A 17,330-nucleotide genomic window follows, 5' to 3' on the forward strand; every position below is an offset into this window, starting at 1 on the left:
TCCAATAAAACTATTATATACTTTTCAGACGAAAAACAGCAGTAAAAAGTGTCGATAAATAAGTATTATTACATATATTTCAATAAGAAAGCTTTGATTTGTCGAAAGGTCATTAAAGATGCTTTTATTTTAAGATTTGGAAGCAAAATACGCCCACTTTACAATAATATTTTGACTATGTGAAATATAGAACTAAATTGGTTTAAGAAATAAGAAGAAAATAGGGACCATAAATATCATATGACCCCCAACCTTGTTATTTTTCTATTTAATTGTTTTTTCAGGATTTGTTTGGTTGCTCTGGTGATTTGGTTCATTTTTATGCTGGGAAGCTGGAGATGGTTGATCTTTTGTATTACTTTCCTTTGCTTCATTTTTATTGGATTTTTCAGAAGCGGGTGTTTCTTTTTCATTCCTAATTTTGTTTTGGTTTTCTTGTTGTTGCTGATTTGTTTGTTTTGCTTCGTTTTTCATTGGAAGTTTTTGATCTACATCTTTCGTTGTTGATTCTTGAACTGGAGTAGAATTTTTTTGCTTATTTTCTACTGCGGGTAACTGTTCTTTTTCTTCTATCTTTTGAATCTTTTTGTTATTTTGACTATCCGTCATATTTTTTTGATTCGTTTCATCTGTTGTAGTAGATTGATTTGTTTGTTTAGTTTGTATATCTTTAACAAATTTGTCGATTTGTTGTTTTAATTCATAGGAGTTTTCCTTTTCAAATTCTGTCGAAATCTCAATTTCTTCATTATTAGATGCCAGTTCATCGAAAGCCTTTGAGAGGGCATTTTCAATGGACAAACCTTGCCAATCCTCCTCACTTATAGACGTTTCGTCAAGTGATTGAACGGAAATAACAGTTCCCTTTTCACTAATCCCCAATTCAATTGATTGGCCGGCTTTTAATTGGATATAAGCGTAGGCACTATCCGGTTGAGGCAAGAGTGATGCTATAAGGAAAATCAGTAGTACTGCCGCAGCAAGAGCTGGCGCAAAGATATAAGTCTTGAACTTTTTCTTTTGAGGAAGGGAAGTTGCTGCTAAATAAAATTCTACCTCGTCGCCAATCTCAGGGTTGACAAGTAGGGGGATCCCGCTTAGAAATTCGCCATCAGCAGTCAAAAAAATGATTCTATTATTTTTCTTTTCGCATACAATCCCTCTATATGTGCGCATCATATAATTTCTCCTCTAACATAATCTTTAATAAAAATGAAGTCGCTGTTTAAAAGTAACACAACGGCTATAATATATTTTCTATGACGTTCTATAGTTTTCCTCGATACGTCTACCAATGATTCGAGTTGCTTTAATGGTAATCTTTTATTATCAAGTAAATACTGATAAAGTTCCTTTGAATCGGCAACAATTTGTGCAATTTGAAATGCAGTTTTTCTTGCATCTGAATGCTTTGGAGAAGATTTGGTTAGCTCCTCAAAAGTTAAATTAAATTCCTTAAGTAATTTTTTATAGTGCAGCAGTTCTTCTTTTCTAGATGCAGATTGCTGTTTTTCAGTATATGTATGTATTGATTTTTCATCAAGGATGAAATGTTGACCAGATGATTGTTCTGGGTCGGGTTCTAAAAGTACCCATTTTTCTGTTCTTGCAGTTTCTTTTCTTATGTAATCGATTAGCCGACGTTTAATAATTAAATGAGCAAAAGTTTGGAAAGAAGCTGTTTCAGTAGGGTCAAAAGCCATTATCGCTTCATGAAATCCATCCAAGGCTATACTAAATTCTTCATCGTGTTCATCAATGGCACGTTTACAAACAAAAGTTGCAGTTTTTTTTAGAAATGGGGTACTAGCAAAAAGGAGGTCATTCATAACCTCCTCATTGCCTGCTTTTGCCCTTTTTGCAAGCTCACTTATATTTGTTTTTGTTTTAAAAATTCCTTGAATAATTGACAAAAGCATATATACCCTCCGTTTTCACAAATCCGAATGCCTTTGATTTTATATGGCTTCTTGGAAAATGAAAAGTAGTTTTGATATTTTGAAATATTATTTTAACTTCACTATTAAAATGTTCATGGAAATGAAATATAGAAATGAGAATTTGGTTTTTTGGACGTTTTACGTATTTTTACTTGTTTTCTTTATTGCTTTCTTTTGTTTCTTTTTGTTGCTCTTTTAAGTTTTGTTTTTCTGATTTATGTTCTTCTTTAAGAGCTTTACGTTCAACTTTTTGTTCTTCTTGAAGTGCTTTTTGCTCAGCTTTTTGTTCAGTTTGAAGAGCTTTACGAACTTCTTTCGTAGATTTTTCGACTACTGGCGCTTCTGTTGCTGGTTGTTCAGTTGTTTTTTGCTCTTCAGTTTGCGTTTCTTGGAAAACTTCTTTGTTATCTTCCGCAACAGTTTGTTCTTCATCTTTTAATGCTTCTTGTTTTGCTTCAAACTTTGCAATAGCTTTTTCAGCATTACGTAAAATTGCAGCTTTTGCTGTTTCATTTCCAGCATTTTCATAAGCTTGTTTTAAAGCTACTAAGTTAGAAGAAGGGTAACCTTCTGGAATTTCAGGGAAAGCAGTATCTGTTGTTGTACCTGTATTTACCGTTGCAGAGTCATCAGTTGTAACAGTAATAGCTTTTCCATATTGGTGTGATGCAGCAACAGCTGCTTCTTCAGTTGATTTCTCATCTGCTTGGAATAATGTTTCGTCTGCCCATGCATAGCTGGATCCTGTAACTGCTAATGTTGCTACTAATAGTGCTGCACTTGTTTTTTTGAATTTCATGTTTCGTCACCTCATGGTTAGATTTTGTCCGACTATTGTTCCGGACACTCTATTATTCGTAAAATACTAGATTGTTTTTGGGGGTCGAATATAAAAAATAAAGATTACAAAACTATTACATCTTTAATATAACTGTTTACTTATAAAATTTAATGGGAAGGTTCAAAAAATGAAGGGGTTGTCTGATTAATTTAAGGTAAGAAAAGATCCCCAAAGATAAATAGTTTTTAACCAATTAATCTCAGGGGAATGTTTATATTTTATTCATTTTTTAAATGAAGTAAGAAGTTATTGAATTAATACATATTAATATCTGTAGTTGCGTAATGGCTCAAAAATTCTTTCATTACTTGCGTCTCTCTTATAGAGTCAAACATTGGATCTTCTATTACATATTCAGTATAGGAAGGATCAATTTTATATGCTTCATGTAAATATGAAACAGATTCATTAGGTTGATTATAGACGGATAATATTTGTGCTTTTCCATAATATCCATCAGGAAATTGCGGGAAATTTTCAATTACTTCTTCATAAACAGCTAAAGCTTCTGAATAGTTACCATAATAGGAAAGTAAATCTCCTTTATAAATAGGCCCTGAAATAGAAGGATCAATTGCAATTAATTTATCAAGATATTCAAGAGTCAATTTAAGGTTTCCACTATATTCATAGGCGTATACTAAATACCAATATGCATCCAAATCATAGGGAATAAATTTGAGATATTGATTAAAATTAAAAATGGAATCTGCATAGTTTTCTAAATCATAGTATGATACACCAAGCTGATAGTAAACAATCGCATTATCTTTATTAACTCCAATTTTAGGAACTTCTTTATATGTATCTATTGCTTCTTCATATTTTCCTAATCCATAATAAGCATTACCGAGAAAAATATATTCACTTGTGTCATTCGGTTCAATTTCTAAAGATTTCTTATATAGTTTGACAGCTTCTTCATAGCGGCCAGTTTCTAACAATATCCAGCCTTTGTTGGCTAGTGCTGTGTCGTTTTCCGATTCCTTTTCTAAAACGGAATCTAATAATACTAAGGCTTCATCATATTCTTCTTTTTCAAGCAATTCATAAGCTTGGTTATTCTGATCTGAAATAATAGTACTTTTCTTGACCGTTAATAATTCAACGGAGCTAAAAATTAAAATACCGAATAATAAAATAAGAAAAAGGCTTGTAAATGAGTAAAAGAAAATTTTTGCTTTTTTAAACTGATTAATTTTACAAAAGCCAATAACAAAAACCAATACACTCCAACAATAAATTAATGTTTCTAAAAAAGAGAGCAACAAGTAAAGAGGCACTTTTTTTAAGCTATCTATTGAAGGAAATACTTCTTCTTTAAATAGGTCTAGTCCGAAGACATAAATATATATAACCCATATAGGTAAAAAGAGAAAAAGTGGGAAAGAGGCTAGTATATTTAGATTCAGAATTTGATTAAATGTCGCTTTTCCCCTAAATATTTTTCCGATTCCCCAAGCGAAGAGAGTACTTAGCATTAAAAAAATAAGACCAGATATTGGACCGAAAAGCATAGTGATAAAAAGAATTTGGGATAGCTCCAAAATTTCTCCAAAACTTTTAGTACTAAACTGTGATAATAATCGAGAGAATCCAGCGGTTATCGAGATAATGATAATAAAATACCAGCTTACTCTTTGAAGACCCCAAGCTTCTAATGTTTTGATAGGATGGGATAAAAAAGAAAACCATGTTATTTTAAATGTTTCTTCCGTAGGTTCATTAACCTCCTCCTGTAAATATTCATTCATCTTATCTTCCATATATTTTCCCCTTTATATAATTTTTCCTAAATATATCATAAGTTGAATTATAAATTTGAAGAATTTTGGAAAATAGGAAATTGAGAATCATATATAATTGAAAGTTGATATATTTTTGATTTTACAAGAAAAAAACTGTTATAAAAATATTTCGCTAAAATTATATAGGTATAAATTCCTGTGTAAACTTAAAAAACTGTTGAGTATTTAGTTTTTTTCTAACAAGGGATTAATACACCTTTTAAACTGTATAAATTGGAAATAAAGTATAAACAACTAAATAAGTAAAACCTTAATAATGAAACTATCAAAAAGTGGCATATTGAATGATTATATTGTTTAAATAGCAGGGGAATTATAAGTCATATCCGAACTAGTTTATTGTATTAATAACTAAGGAGGTTATTATGAGCTATAAAAATACACTTATTACTATTTCCGAAGATTCAAAAGCAGTAGCTGCTGTTGTACCTTCTTTAAGAAATGGCAAACCAACAATTGCATCGATTGAGTACGATTTAATTAAGAATAACCCTTATAAATATACTCAAGAAGATGTTCAATTTAAAACGTATCTAATAAAGAATCAAATTGAAGAAGAGAATGTTGATGAACTTAGAGAACAATTTTTTTCAAAACCAAAAGCATGCTTTAGAGCCTCTCCTTTAGTAAAAAATTATGGTTGGGGAATACACTATGATGAGTTCGGAAAAATTGCTATATTCGAAGTTAATAGTGAAAAATATAACCAATTACTCAATGAGGATCACATAACAAAATTAAAAGGTATGCGTTCGAAAAGAAAATAGATATTAAAATAAAGAGGGAACAGTTTGATGTCGAAACTAGATTAATGGATTGAGATTCTTTTAAGTATTAGAGTAGGGCAGTTGCTAAAGTTAAAAGGATTAGAAATGCATTAAAAAACATAGCCCCGTCCTTTATTAATGGCGGGGCAGGAACTTTATTTACTTAATATATAGTAATAAATTCATTTAATTTGGCAACGTAACAGTAAATATACTACCTTTATCTTTAGCGCTCTGTACCTGAATCTCGCCACCACATAATTCCACTATTCGTTTTACAAGAGCAAGTCCTAACCCATTTCCTTTTTTGGAATGTGATATATCACCTTGATAAAATTTATTAAAAATATGTACCTGTGTCTGATCGTCCATACCAGGTCCATCATCTTGAATTGCAAAACGTACTCCTTCATTTACAGCTTCTAGGGTTATATTTATTAAGCCACCTTTATATGAAAATTTAATTGCATTATCTAATAAGTTTAGCCAGACTTGTTGGATCAAATCTTCGTTACCGTTATAAATAATCTTATTAAGTTCCACATTTACTGTAATCTCTTTTGAAGTCCATCTAGGCTCCATTAAAATAATTGTTTTTCTAATTTGTTCATCTAGCCTAAATGGAGCTTTATCGGTAATAATCTCAAGGTTTTCATATTTTGAAAGGGCTAGTACATTAGTAGAAAGAACTGCTAAACGCTCCGATTCAGTTATGATGATGTCAAGATACTCCTGTCGCTCTTCTTCGCTTAAATTATTTTCCTTGAGTAATTTTGCAAAGCCTCTAATAGAGACAATGGGTGTTTTAAATTCATGGGAGAAGTTATTGATAAAATCTCTCCTGAGTGTTTCAATACCTGCAAGTTCCTGTGTCATTTTATTGAAGCTATGAGAGAGCTCTTCCAATTCTCCGATACCTTTAATATTTACCTGTACATTAAAATCGCCGTCAGCAACTTTATGAGTAGCATTAATTAATGTACTGATAGGGTTTAAAGCTTTTTTACTAAGAAAGGCAGTAAGTGAAGTCCCAAGTAGAATACAGAAACCTAAAAAACCGAATAATGAAATTTTTGCAGGGAAATCTTTAAAACTTATTACTCCTAAATACTGTAATAGTATTGTAATTACTCCGACTACCAGAGATGTTGCCACTAAGACACCGAAAACAAACATTACCAATGTGATAGCAAGACTTAATCTCTTTTTAAAAAATTCTCTCATACTTTTTTCACAGCCTTATAGCCAAGTCCTCTAACTGTCACTATTTCAAACTCTGGCCAGTCTCGAAATCTGTCCCGCAAGCGATTAACATGAACATTTAATGTATGATTATCGGTTTCGGATTCTACTCCCCAGATTTCCTCCATCAATTGAAGACGGGTGAAAATCATGTTCGGATAAGAGAGCAGCTTAAATAAAAGGTAAAACTCTTTTGGTGGCAAAGTAATTATTTTTTCCTCACGTGATATAGTAAGCGCATCATAATCGAGTACAACTTTACCTAATTTAAGCTTATGTTCATTGGCAATCTGAGCTCTGCGAAGTAGTGCCTTAATGCGCAGCACCATTTCCTGCTCATCTACAGGTTTTGTCATATAATCATCTGTCCCAACAAGAAAACCTTTCCGTTTATCTTGAGGTTCTTGTTTAGCTGTAACCATTAAGATTGGTAGATGCTCCCATGAAAGGCGGAGCTGCCTAGTCAATTCATATCCGTCCATATTTGGCATCATTAGATCAAGAACAACTAGATCTATGTAATGCTTTTCCATTAAATTAAGTGCAGAAATACCATCCTCTGCACTGTATGTTTCGTAACCGTTTTGCTTTAATACGGTACACATTAGCTTTCTAGTATTTATATCATCCTCAACCACTAATATTTTAAACATATAAAGCTGGGCCTCCAATAAAACTTATTATTACATAAAAAATTTTACCATCGCAATGTAAACTGAAAATCAATTATACGTTCAAGTTTATTTTCAGTTTACTTTTTAATGATACACTATAGCCAAAATAATAATGGTAGTTATGTTTTATAAGAGAGTAGTAATTAATAGAAAACTTTTATTGCTAATAAGTTACTAAAGATTATAGAAGAATTACAATAGTAATTTTGAATAGAGGGAGAGTATGTGTACGTGTTTTATACAATTTTATTTAGTCAATATGAAATTTTAGGAGAAGAAGAACGCTTGATAGATGAATATAAACTTCCCCTTAAGGAAAATAAAGAAAGCTTGGAAGCATTATTAATAAAGTTAAATTATGAATTTATTGGAGATGTTAATATGTGGGGGTTTAAAAGCAACAACTTTATAAGTGTTGCTGAGATTGTCATTGCAGATTAGAATAAAGAAAGCTTGGAAGCATTATTAATAAAGTTAAATTATGAATTTATTGGAGATGTTAATATGTGGGGGTTTAAAAGCAACAACTTTATAAGTGTTGCTGAGATTGTCATTGCAGATTAGAATAAAGAAAGTTTTTGAACAACGGTCCTATTTATGGTTATTTACAAGTTACCAATAATCCTATTGACTCGAATTTAAAGTAATTTTTTTGTAAAAGGGGGAGGGGAAATAATTGCATTCATATTGGATTGCACCGTGTTATAATCAGTTTTTTTCTAGTGGCATTCAACACCTCTTGTCGGAAATAAATAATTGGCTAGGGTATTTTTTAAATAATTAAATCTTCCAGTAAATCATAGAAAAAGAGAATGGTCGGTTTCGTTGCATATATGTATTGCAAACTGACCCAAATGTTTTATATAAATCCTCCAATTCAGGGATACATAATTGGTAAGAATCGGTCTTTTTGTGATTAGGTTACTTCCTCTTATAATATTGCATTTTGAAACCACTTCTTTTAGAGAAAATCCATAAACAGCAACTGTTTCAACTCATTTTTTCCTTCTAGAAAATCTTCTGGAAATAACTGTTCGTAAGCCTCTAAAAAAACCAATCGAGGAACCTCCAGTATTTCTGACTATTGACGAGTAGAACGTAGTCTATATCCTGCAAAAATCCCTATTTAAAAATTTTTGTTCTAAATGCTTATAACATTAGCTTATCAATGACATATTTAAGACCTTTAAATTGGCACTATTAAATAATCATATTAGTGGTACTTACAGTAAACCATTTTGTCATGGTATTTTTAGCTAACAGTGAGGGGTTTATCCATTTTTACCTTGAGAACGAGTTAAAAATAATTATATTTAAAGGGTGTGATTTTTTAATGGTTGCTGAAGAAATTCGATTTTCCAATGCTTTAAAGTCAATTGCAAGAAATCAGGAAATAAAAAGATCTGTTCAAAATTCAAAAGAACTTTATCCACTATTAAAGAATGGTATTAATCGATTTGTGGCAGGACAAACACGTAAAGAAGGGATTGAACGGGTTAGTCACTTATATAGCAAGGGGTATCAAGTATCATTAGAATTTATCGGAGAAAATACAATTTCGGAAAGTGAATGTAGACTTGCCAAAAGTGAATTTATAGAAATAATTAAAGAACTTGGAGCAAATCAAATAAGAGGGACTGTATGTTTAGACCTTTCCCACATAGGAATGATGATTTCCAGTTCGTTAGCATATTCACATTTAGAGGAAGTTGCAATAGCCGCACAAGAAAATGATATCAATTTAATATTAGGTATGGAGGAATCTGATAAGACGGATAAAATCTTATCTATCTATAAGGATATTTCAAAAATACACACGAATGTTGGTATAACATTACAAGTTCATTTACATCGATCTTTATCGGATCTCAAAGAGCTATTGAGATTACCGGGGAAAATTCGTTTGGTGAAGGGTGCCTATCAAGAGCCAGCGGAGATATCTATACCTAGATCTGAAGAGTTAAATGAGCGCTACATTGAATTCACCTCAATGTGTATAGAAAATGAACATCCAATTTCTATTGCTACTCATGATGAACACTTACTAATGGACCTAAAAGCAAGGGGATTGCTTACTAGTTTGAATACTGAAGTAGAAATGTTGGATGGGGTATGCCCGAGTCTTTTAAAAACTTTGAAGGAAGAGGGAATACAGACTAAAGTTTATGTAACATATGGGACTGAATGGTACTTATATTTAGTACATCGTATCGCAGAATATCCACAAAATATTTATACATTTATAACAGATATAATTGAACAGAATAACGATAGAATGAACGGATACTAAATAGAATATTTTTTTCAAGTATTTTAAAAGAAGTACGTTTTCCGAAAAAAGTGATACGCTCCCCTTAAAGTAGATTAATTTATAAAATCTGTTACCTTAAAAGGAGCTATTCAAAAGGGGAACGTACTTATCTATAAAAAACGGCTTCTTTAAACAAAGCCTTTTTATTGTTTTTTATTGAGTTAATGTCGTCATTCGATAAAATTTACAGTAACCTCACTTAATCCATTACTAAGCCGCCATCTACAACAAGGTTTTGGCCAGTAACAGCTCTTGCCCAAGGTGATGAGAAAAATAATGCTGCATCAGCTAATTCTTCCGGTGTTGTTACTCTTTGTAAAGGAGTAGTAGACTTAATGATATTGAACACTTCTTCAGTCGTTACACTGCTAGCATCAGTTTGTTTTAATAGACCGCCTGAAATCATATTTACTGTTATACCATATTGCCCCAATTCTTTTGCCATATTACGGGTAAATCCAAGTAACGCAGCCTTACCAGTAGTATACTCATGGTAGGCAACTACTGGATTTTGAAATAAATTAGTGCCAATGTTGACAATACGACCAAACCCAAGATCCTTCATATCTCCTAAACAAGCTTGAATTGTATTTAATGCACCTTTAATGCTTCCTTCAAATTGAGTGTTAAAATTGTCCCATTCAAGCTCGAAAGCATTTTTTTGAGCAACTGGATTAAAACGGAAATCGATTAATGCATTGTTAACAATAGTTGTAATCGGCGTATTAAAGTGATTTTTGGCTTCAGCAACCAATGCATTAATTTGTTCCTTATCTCTAACATCTGCTTGAATGGCAATAGCATGATTTCCTAATGTTTTGGCAAGGTTTTGTGCTTTTTCCTTACTGTTAAAATAATTAATGACAACATTTGCTCCTTCCTTTGCAAAAGCAGTTGCTATAGCTGACCCTAATCCTCTACTTGCACCAGTAATTAAAACTGTTTGTTTACTTAATTTCATTCAATTCTCCTCCTAATTATCTATGTATCTATTTAATAGTTTTCATCCAAGTAGGCATAAAAACAAAAAAACTAGGCGCCAAAAAAGGACCTAGTCATAGTTTAAAAAGGACTACTTCCCTACGCTGGCATGATCCAGATCAGGTCCTGAGGGTCAAAAAGTTCACTCACTTTTTTCTCAGCCTGAAATACAGGCTCCCCTAGTAGAAAGAATTATTCTATTAAATATATTAATGCTTATCCTAAACCTTCATAAAGTAATAGTCAATAGAAATAAATAAAACGTTTTTGAACATATCCGACTAAACAAATGAATTATTTTTGTAGGAGAATATTCAGCATTGACAAAATTAAATAAATAGTTAGAATTAATATAAATTAATATCTGCATAACGAAGATTTGTTTAAAACATTTCGGAGTATAAGAACAAAGGCTATGATAAGAAATAGTAGCAATCATGTGAACAAACAGAAAGTTACCGGTTGATGAGAGGTGCGTGTTGACAATTGTGAATTCATCTTGGAGCTGTGTACCGAAAAGAATTTCCTAGTAGGCTACACCGGCTTGGCACCCGTAATCATGTGCTAGAGTATCGTCAAATGACCGTACTTACTAAGGTAAGCAATGTGAGTTGCATACGAACAAAGGTGGTAACACGAGATGAATCGTCCTTTTGGTTAATCCAAAAGGGCGTTTTTTTTATCTTTGATTCTTATAGAACTTGCAATATTAGAAAAAATTTAAGGAGGAAAATTGATTGAGTAAAGATCATAAGAAACTTCAACGAGGTTTAGACAACAGACATATTCAGTTAATTGCTCTTGGAGGTTCCATTGGAGTTGGATTGTTCTACGGTTCTAGTGCTACCATTCAAATGGCTGGTCCATCTATTTTGCTATCATATTTAATAGGGGGATTAGTTATTTTCACCATTATGAGGGCGCTTGGAGAAATGGCAGTAGAAGAACCCGTGTCAGGTTCATTTAGTACATACGCAAATCGCTATTTAGGTCCTTTTGCTGGATATTTAACTGGTTGGACTTATTGGTTTATGTGGATAGTTGTTGGAATGGCGGAAATAACTGTAGTTGGTGTCTATGTAAATTACTGGTTTCCAGAAATTCCGCAATGGTTGACGGCGCTTGCTGTTCTCATTGTAATTACTATAGTAAACCTAGCTAATGTAAAAGCATTCGGAGAATTTGAATTCTGGTTTGCAATGATTAAAGTTGTAGCGATTATTGGAATGATTCTTCTTGGATTAGGCATTATTTTATTTGGGATTGGCAACGGGGGACAGCCAATTGGTTTTGACAATCTGTGGGCCCATGGAGGTTTCATGCCTAATGGAATCGAGGGGATTATCATGTCACTCGTTCTTGTTATGTTTTCCTTTGGTGGAGTAGAGTTGGTTGGGATTACAGCTGGAGAGGCAAAAAATCCACAAAAGTCGATTCCATCAGCCATCAACAATGTCGTATGGAGGATTCTAATTTTCTATATTGGTGCATTGGGAGTCATGATGATTTTATATCCTTGGAATGAGGTAGGAACGAATGGTAGCCCATTTGTATTAATTTTTGATAATGTCGGTATTCCTGGAGCTGCCCATATTATTAACTTTGTTGTAATAACAGCAGCATTATCAGCTTTTAATAGTGGGTTATTTGGTTCAGGAAGAATGCTGTACAATCTATCACTGCAAAATAATGGTCCGAAATATTTTGAAAGGCTTAGCAAGAATGGGAGTCCGAGACGTGGAATTTTGTTCTCATCATTGTTTTTATTAATTGCAGTCGTTTTAAATTACATTGTTCCTGAAAAAGTATTTTTGTATATTTCTGCTGTTGCTACAGTGGCAGTAATTACTAGCTGGACTATTATCCTAATTGCCCAATTAAAATTTAGAAAATCAAAAACAAAAAAAGAGATAGAAGAAATTAAATTTAAAATACCGTTCTATCCATTATCTACCTATTTGGCACTAATATTTTTAGCGTTTGTCATTATTTTAATGGCATTTATTCCGGATATGCGCATCGCATTATTTGTAGCACCTGTGTGGTTTTTAATACTTTACATAGGATATAAAATAAAAAATTAAGAGTATCCATGGAGAAAATATTAGATTTCGAGGCTTATGAGGGCATTTTTCCATATGGGAAAATTTGAATCTTTAATTTAGAACATAATTTTAAGATAGTATAAACAAAAAAAATTAGCCTTTTTCGGTTATAAAAATTCATTATTGACAATTTAAAATAAATATATAAAATAAAAGTCAATTAATATCTGCATAACGAAGATTTGTTTAAACATTTCGGAGTATAAGAGCAAAGGCTATGATAAGAAAGAGTAGCAATCATGTAAACAGACAGAAAGTTACCGGTTGATGAGAGGTGCATGTTGAACGGTTGTGAATACATCTTGGAGCTGTGTACCGAATAGGATCCCTTAGTAGGCTACACCGGCTTAGCACCCGTAATCATGTGCTAAAGTATCGTCATTAGACTGTACTTGTTAAGGTAGGCAATGTGAATTGCTTATGAATTAAAGGTGGTAACACGAGATGAATCGTCCTTTTGGTATATCCAAAAGGGCGTTTTTTTTATCCTTTGTTTCTTATAGAACTTGCAATATTAGAAATAATATTTCAAGGAGATGTTAGTATGTTTGTAAAACCAGAAGAACAATTAAAGATCATCATGAAAGGTATTAAAGAAATAGTAAATGAAGAGGAGTTATTGGTGAAACTAGAGAAATCCTATCGCTCACAAACTCCGCTTACGATTAAATTAGGGCTTGATCCTTCTGCCCCTGATATTCACTTAGGACATGCTGTTGTACTAAGAAAAATGAAACAAATGCAGGATTTAGGACACGAAGTTGTCGTAATCATAGGTGATTTTACTGGTCGAATTGGGGACCCAACAGGAAAAGCAAAAGGCCGAGCAGCTCTAAGTGATGAGCAGGTTAAAATCAATGCAAAAACGTACTTTGAACAAATCTTTAAAGTGCTAGATTCAAATAAAACTACAGTCCGTTTTAATAGCGAGTGGCTATCGAAGTTAACCTTTGAGGAAGTCATTAAATTGGCAGCAACTACTTCTGTTGCAAGAATATTAGAACGAGATGATTTTCAAAATAGATATAAAAATCAAATTCCTATCGGTATTCATGAATTTTTCTATCCGCTAATGCAAGGATACGATTCTATTGAGATCCAAGCTGATATCGAACTAGGTGGCACCGATCAAACTTTCAATGTTTTAATGGGACGTACACTACAAAAGCATTGGGGATTAGAAAAGCAAATTGCTATTTTTATGCCACTTCTTGAAGGTCTTGATGGTGTTGAAAAAATGAGTAAAAGTCTTGGCAATTATATTGGGGTTAATGAACCAGCAGAAGTGATGTTTAAAAAAGTAATGGAAGTACCAGATAGTCTAATAATTAAATACTTTGAGTTAGCAACGGATGAACATCCTGACAAAATTGACAAAATAAAAGAACGACTTGAACAAGGCGAAAATCCAAGAGATATTAAACTCGAATTGGCTGAAATTATTACAAAATTATATTGTGGTGAAGATGAAATGCGAAAAGCAAGATCATTTTATGAAACTGCTTTCAGCAAAAAGGAAATACCAGATAATATCCCGGAATTAGTAATTCAAATTGGAGCTGAAACGGTGCAAGATATCATTCCTTTACTAATTGATAAAGGATTCATTAAAAGCAAAAGCGAATTTTTACGGTTAATTAAACAAAACGGTGTTCAAATAAATAAAGAAAAATTAAGTGAAGATGAATTTGATCGTGTATTAATGAACGAAGAGGTACTACAAATTGGCAAAAAAAGATTTATTCGTTTAATTAAATAACTTAATAAGATGTTTCCAAGAAGAATCTAATTAAAAAAGTTTACTGAGGAACAATAATAAACAGCTCTTAAAAAATAGTACAAACCAACTTTTGGTTTGTACTATTTTTTATTATATTTCTCAACCGAATGAGCAAATTAATAAAAAAGCAAGTGAGGATGTAATTTTTTCAATCATGTAATCATCAAATGGTCAAATCCAATTAATAGGAGTTAACATCCATGGAATTAAAACATTTACTAAATGCTCTTAAAGCTGAAATAAAGCCTGAAATAGCAAATCTCACAATCAAAGGAATAGCGGATAATTCGGTGGACGTATCAAAGGATTATTTATTTGTAGCTATTAAAGGATTTAAATCGAATGGACATGATTTTATTGATGATGCAATTAAGAGAGGGGCCTGTGTTATAGTAGGCGAGATGGATATTGTTTCATTGCCTATTCCATATATAAAAGTTGCTAATAGTAGAAGGGCTTTAGGAATCATTGCGAGCAATTTTTATCATCACCCTTCTAAATCAAAAATTATGATTGGAATTACTGGTACTAATGGAAAAACAACTACAAGTTATATTTTAAAACATATTTTAGAAAGTAATGGCCATACATGTTCTTTAATTGGTACCATTCAAAATATTGTTAACGGGGAAGTGTATGATAGTAAAAATACTACTCCTAGTTCATTAGTTTTGCAAAAGCTTTTATTTGAAAGTAAAGATGAAATAGTTATTATGGAAGTTTCTTCACATGGATTATCCCAATTTAGAATTGAAGGAATTACATTTGATTATTGCCTTTTTACGAATCTTGATCAAGAACACCTGGATTATCATAAAACAATGGAAGAATACTTTCAAACAAAATTGTCATTATTCAGTTATTTGAAGAAAAATGGGCAAGCAATTGTGAATACCGATAATGTTTGGGGTAAGAAATTAGCTGAGAAGTTAAAAGATAAAAATATTTATGTTCATTCTTTAGGGCAATCTGAGGACAATAAATTTCAAATATTAGACCTCGATTTCGAAAATTCTGTTGTCCAATTAACAGAGGACAATGAATCTGTTCAACTTTCATCGCCTATAATAGGGCTTCACAATATATATAACACTGCTATGGCATACATCACAGCAAAACTAATAGGTATTGAAAATGATAACATTTTGAATTCAATAAAACTTTTTCAGGGGGTAAAGGGTAGATTTGAAATATTAAAACTACATAATGGTGCCACAGTTGTTGTGGATTATGCACATACTGCTGATGCAGTTTTTCATTGTTTAACTACTTCAAAAAAGTACGGGGCAAAAAAGATTACCCATATTTTTGGTTTTCGAGGAGATAGGGATGAAAGTAAAAGACAAAGAATACTTGCGGTTTCTTCAGAGTTTAGTGATGAATTTATTTTAACTCTTGATGATTTAAATTCTGTTCCAATAAATGAAATGATTGAGTCATTATATAAACTAAATAACCATTATGCCAACAATAAAGGGATTGTTATGCCGGATCGAACCAGCGCTATAAAATGGGCAATTGAAAACAGTGAACAAGATGATTGGATACTAATTACAGGTAAAGGGCATGAAATTTACAAACAAAATTTCAGTATACCAACTACTTCAGATACAGAGACAGTTTTATATATCGATAATGGAGAAAAATAAAAAAGTTCATGAGATCACAAAAATCCTCGTCACTTGACGAGTTTTTTTTAATGGTTAAATATTAAAATTCTTAGGGTACCTTTTAGCTATTTTTCTGATAGCAATTTGATTACTACTGAACAGGCAAGAGAAGTTAGTTATCCATCGACTTAGAAATGAATATATGGGAAGATAAATTTATATTTACTATTAAGTTGATAAAGATATTCTAATGGGCTGAGAACACATTAAGTGATTAAATATTCAGTAAGTGGAGCGATGTATGTGGGTATTGAAATAAAAGAAATTATTGCAAAGAAAATCCTTACAGAAGCAAAGGGTTATTTAGATGTTGGTTTTACACATTCGCTAAATCCATATAGTGGTTGCGCGTTTTCTTGTAGTTATTGTTATGTAAGAGAAATGCCGATTCAACGTTTTAAAGAAATTCCTTGGGGAGAATGGGTGGACATAAAAACAAATGCTGCAGAAAATTACCGAGATGAAATTATAAAACTACGGAGAAGAAATAAACCTGTGAATCTTTTTATGTCATCTGCAACAGATCCCTATCAACCAATAGAACGTAAAGTAAATATTACACGGGGGATATTAGAAGAAATGATTGAATATCCACCAGATTTTCTTCATATCCAAACTCGAAGTCCACTCATTTCAAGAGATATAGATCTATTAGTAAAATTAAAAGAAAAATGTACAGTTCTTGTATCGATGACGATAGAAACTGATAGAGAGGACGTAAAGCAAATTTTTTCTCCTTATGCACCGGGAATTAAATTACGTTTAAAGGTACTAAAGGAAATTCATTCTGCAGGAATTACCACACAAGCTTCAATCTCACCTGTATTACCATTTACTCCTGAATTCCCAATAGTTCTTAAGAGGATTGTTGATCATATATGGATAGATACTTTAAGTATTGGTGATGGGGCGATGGGCAAACGATCTGAGAGATTGGGTATGCCTAGAATGTTTGAGGAACATGGATTTTCAAAGTGGTATCGAAAGGATATCCACGTAGCAGTGGAAAAATATTTTAAAAAACATTTTCCTATTGAAATGGTGCGCGTTTCTAAACAGGAAGCTTTTTTAAATTAATTATGCATTATGCTATCTAATAAGATAATCGCTTTTCCTAGCTAGAGCAAATACGCAATTAATTACAATTCTGACTTTAATCATTTTTCTTTAGTGAAAAGCAAACGGAGCAATTTTTAGAGAAAAAGGGCATG

14 protein-coding genes, 1 riboswitch and 2 other annotated features are annotated in these 17,330 nt (G+C 32.2%); of the genes, 7 read left to right on the top strand and 7 right to left on the bottom strand.

What is annotated here, in order from left to right:
* Positions 1 to 264: 264 nt before the first annotated feature.
* The 4 genes from MKY04_RS10180 to MKY04_RS10195 form a co-directional block, all read right to left on the bottom strand.
* Positions 265 to 1,179 (bottom strand): anti-sigma factor domain-containing protein, encoded by a 915-nt coding sequence (locus tag MKY04_RS10180; RefSeq protein WP_346235811.1) that lies wholly within the window; start codon positions 1,177 to 1,179, stop codon positions 265 to 267.
* Entirely contained in the window at positions 1,176 to 1,919 is a 744-nt protein-coding gene (gene sigI, locus MKY04_RS10185; RefSeq protein ID WP_126296262.1) for an RNA polymerase sigma-I factor, read from the bottom strand. Before sigI ends, MKY04_RS10180 begins: the two co-directional genes overlap by 4 nt.
* Positions 1,920 to 2,088: 169 nt before the next feature.
* Positions 2,089 to 2,739 (bottom strand): hypothetical protein, encoded by a 651-nt coding sequence (locus MKY04_RS10190; protein WP_346235812.1) that lies wholly within the window; start codon positions 2,737 to 2,739, stop codon positions 2,089 to 2,091.
* 296 nt (positions 2,740 to 3,035) lie between these two features.
* Positions 3,036 to 4,547 (bottom strand): tetratricopeptide repeat protein, encoded by a 1,512-nt coding sequence (locus tag MKY04_RS10195; protein ID WP_346235813.1) that lies wholly within the window; start codon positions 4,545 to 4,547, stop codon positions 3,036 to 3,038.
* Positions 4,548 to 4,954: 407 nt separating this feature from the next.
* Between MKY04_RS10195 and MKY04_RS10200 the strand changes: the two genes are divergently transcribed.
* Positions 4,955 to 5,356, top strand: a complete 402-nt coding sequence (locus tag MKY04_RS10200; protein WP_346235814.1) for a DUF6157 family protein — start codon at positions 4,955 to 4,957, stop codon at positions 5,354 to 5,356.
* A gap of 186 nt (positions 5,357 to 5,542) precedes the next feature.
* Here the strand turns inward: MKY04_RS10200 and MKY04_RS10205 are convergent, their stop codons facing one another.
* Together MKY04_RS10205 and MKY04_RS10210 are read right to left on the bottom strand one after the other, a co-directional pair.
* Entirely contained in the window at positions 5,543 to 6,580 is a 1,038-nt protein-coding gene (locus MKY04_RS10205) for a HAMP domain-containing sensor histidine kinase (protein WP_126296271.1), read from the bottom strand.
* A complete protein-coding gene (locus MKY04_RS10210; RefSeq protein WP_126296270.1) occupies positions 6,577 to 7,251 on the bottom strand; it encodes a response regulator transcription factor in 675 nt (224 codons plus the stop codon). Before MKY04_RS10210 ends, MKY04_RS10205 begins: the two co-directional genes overlap by 4 nt.
* A gap of 246 nt (positions 7,252 to 7,497) precedes the next feature.
* Between MKY04_RS10210 and MKY04_RS10215 the strand changes: the two genes are divergently transcribed.
* Positions 7,498 to 7,713, top strand: a complete 216-nt coding sequence (locus tag MKY04_RS10215) for a hypothetical protein (RefSeq protein WP_148103528.1) — start codon at positions 7,498 to 7,500, stop codon at positions 7,711 to 7,713.
* An 892-nt stretch (positions 7,714 to 8,605) separates the two neighbouring features.
* Entirely contained in the window at positions 8,606 to 9,562 is a 957-nt protein-coding gene (locus tag MKY04_RS10220; RefSeq protein ID WP_346235815.1) for a proline dehydrogenase family protein, read from the top strand.
* 220 nt (positions 9,563 to 9,782) lie between these two features.
* On the opposite strand, the gene MKY04_RS10225 is transcribed toward MKY04_RS10220, so the two are convergent.
* A complete protein-coding gene (locus MKY04_RS10225; RefSeq protein ID WP_126296267.1) occupies positions 9,783 to 10,544 on the bottom strand; it encodes a 3-oxoacyl-ACP reductase in 762 nt (253 codons plus the stop codon).
* Between the two features lie 99 nt (positions 10,545 to 10,643).
* A riboswitch (TPP riboswitch) is annotated at positions 10,644 to 10,755 on the bottom strand.
* A 215-nt stretch (positions 10,756 to 10,970) separates the two neighbouring features.
* Positions 10,971 to 11,220, top strand: a binding site (T-box leader).
* Positions 11,221 to 11,301: 81 nt separating this feature from the next.
* On the opposite strand from MKY04_RS10225, the gene MKY04_RS10230 reads away from it, so the two are divergent.
* From MKY04_RS10230 to MKY04_RS10245, 4 genes are all read left to right on the top strand, one after another.
* Positions 11,302 to 12,648 (top strand): amino acid permease, encoded by a 1,347-nt coding sequence (locus MKY04_RS10230; protein ID WP_126296266.1) that lies wholly within the window; start codon positions 11,302 to 11,304, stop codon positions 12,646 to 12,648.
* A gap of 229 nt (positions 12,649 to 12,877) precedes the next feature.
* Positions 12,878 to 13,129: a binding site (T-box leader), on the top strand.
* A gap of 84 nt (positions 13,130 to 13,213) precedes the next feature.
* On the top strand, positions 13,214 to 14,428 hold the full coding sequence (gene tyrS, locus MKY04_RS10235; protein ID WP_126296265.1) for a tyrosine--tRNA ligase: 1,215 nt from the start codon (positions 13,214 to 13,216) through the stop codon (positions 14,426 to 14,428).
* A 221-nt stretch (positions 14,429 to 14,649) separates the two neighbouring features.
* A complete protein-coding gene (locus MKY04_RS10240) occupies positions 14,650 to 16,098 on the top strand; it encodes a UDP-N-acetylmuramoyl-L-alanyl-D-glutamate--2,6-diaminopimelate ligase (protein ID WP_126295902.1) in 1,449 nt (482 codons plus the stop codon).
* Between the two features lie 264 nt (positions 16,099 to 16,362).
* Entirely contained in the window at positions 16,363 to 17,196 is an 834-nt protein-coding gene (locus MKY04_RS10245) for an SPL family radical SAM protein (RefSeq protein ID WP_246020476.1), read from the top strand.
* Positions 17,197 to 17,330: the final 134 nt, after the last annotated feature.

Source organism: Lysinibacillus telephonicus, assembly GCF_039654155.1.
Taxonomy (GTDB): Bacteria; Bacillota; Bacilli; order Bacillales_A; family Planococcaceae; genus Ureibacillus; species Ureibacillus telephonicus.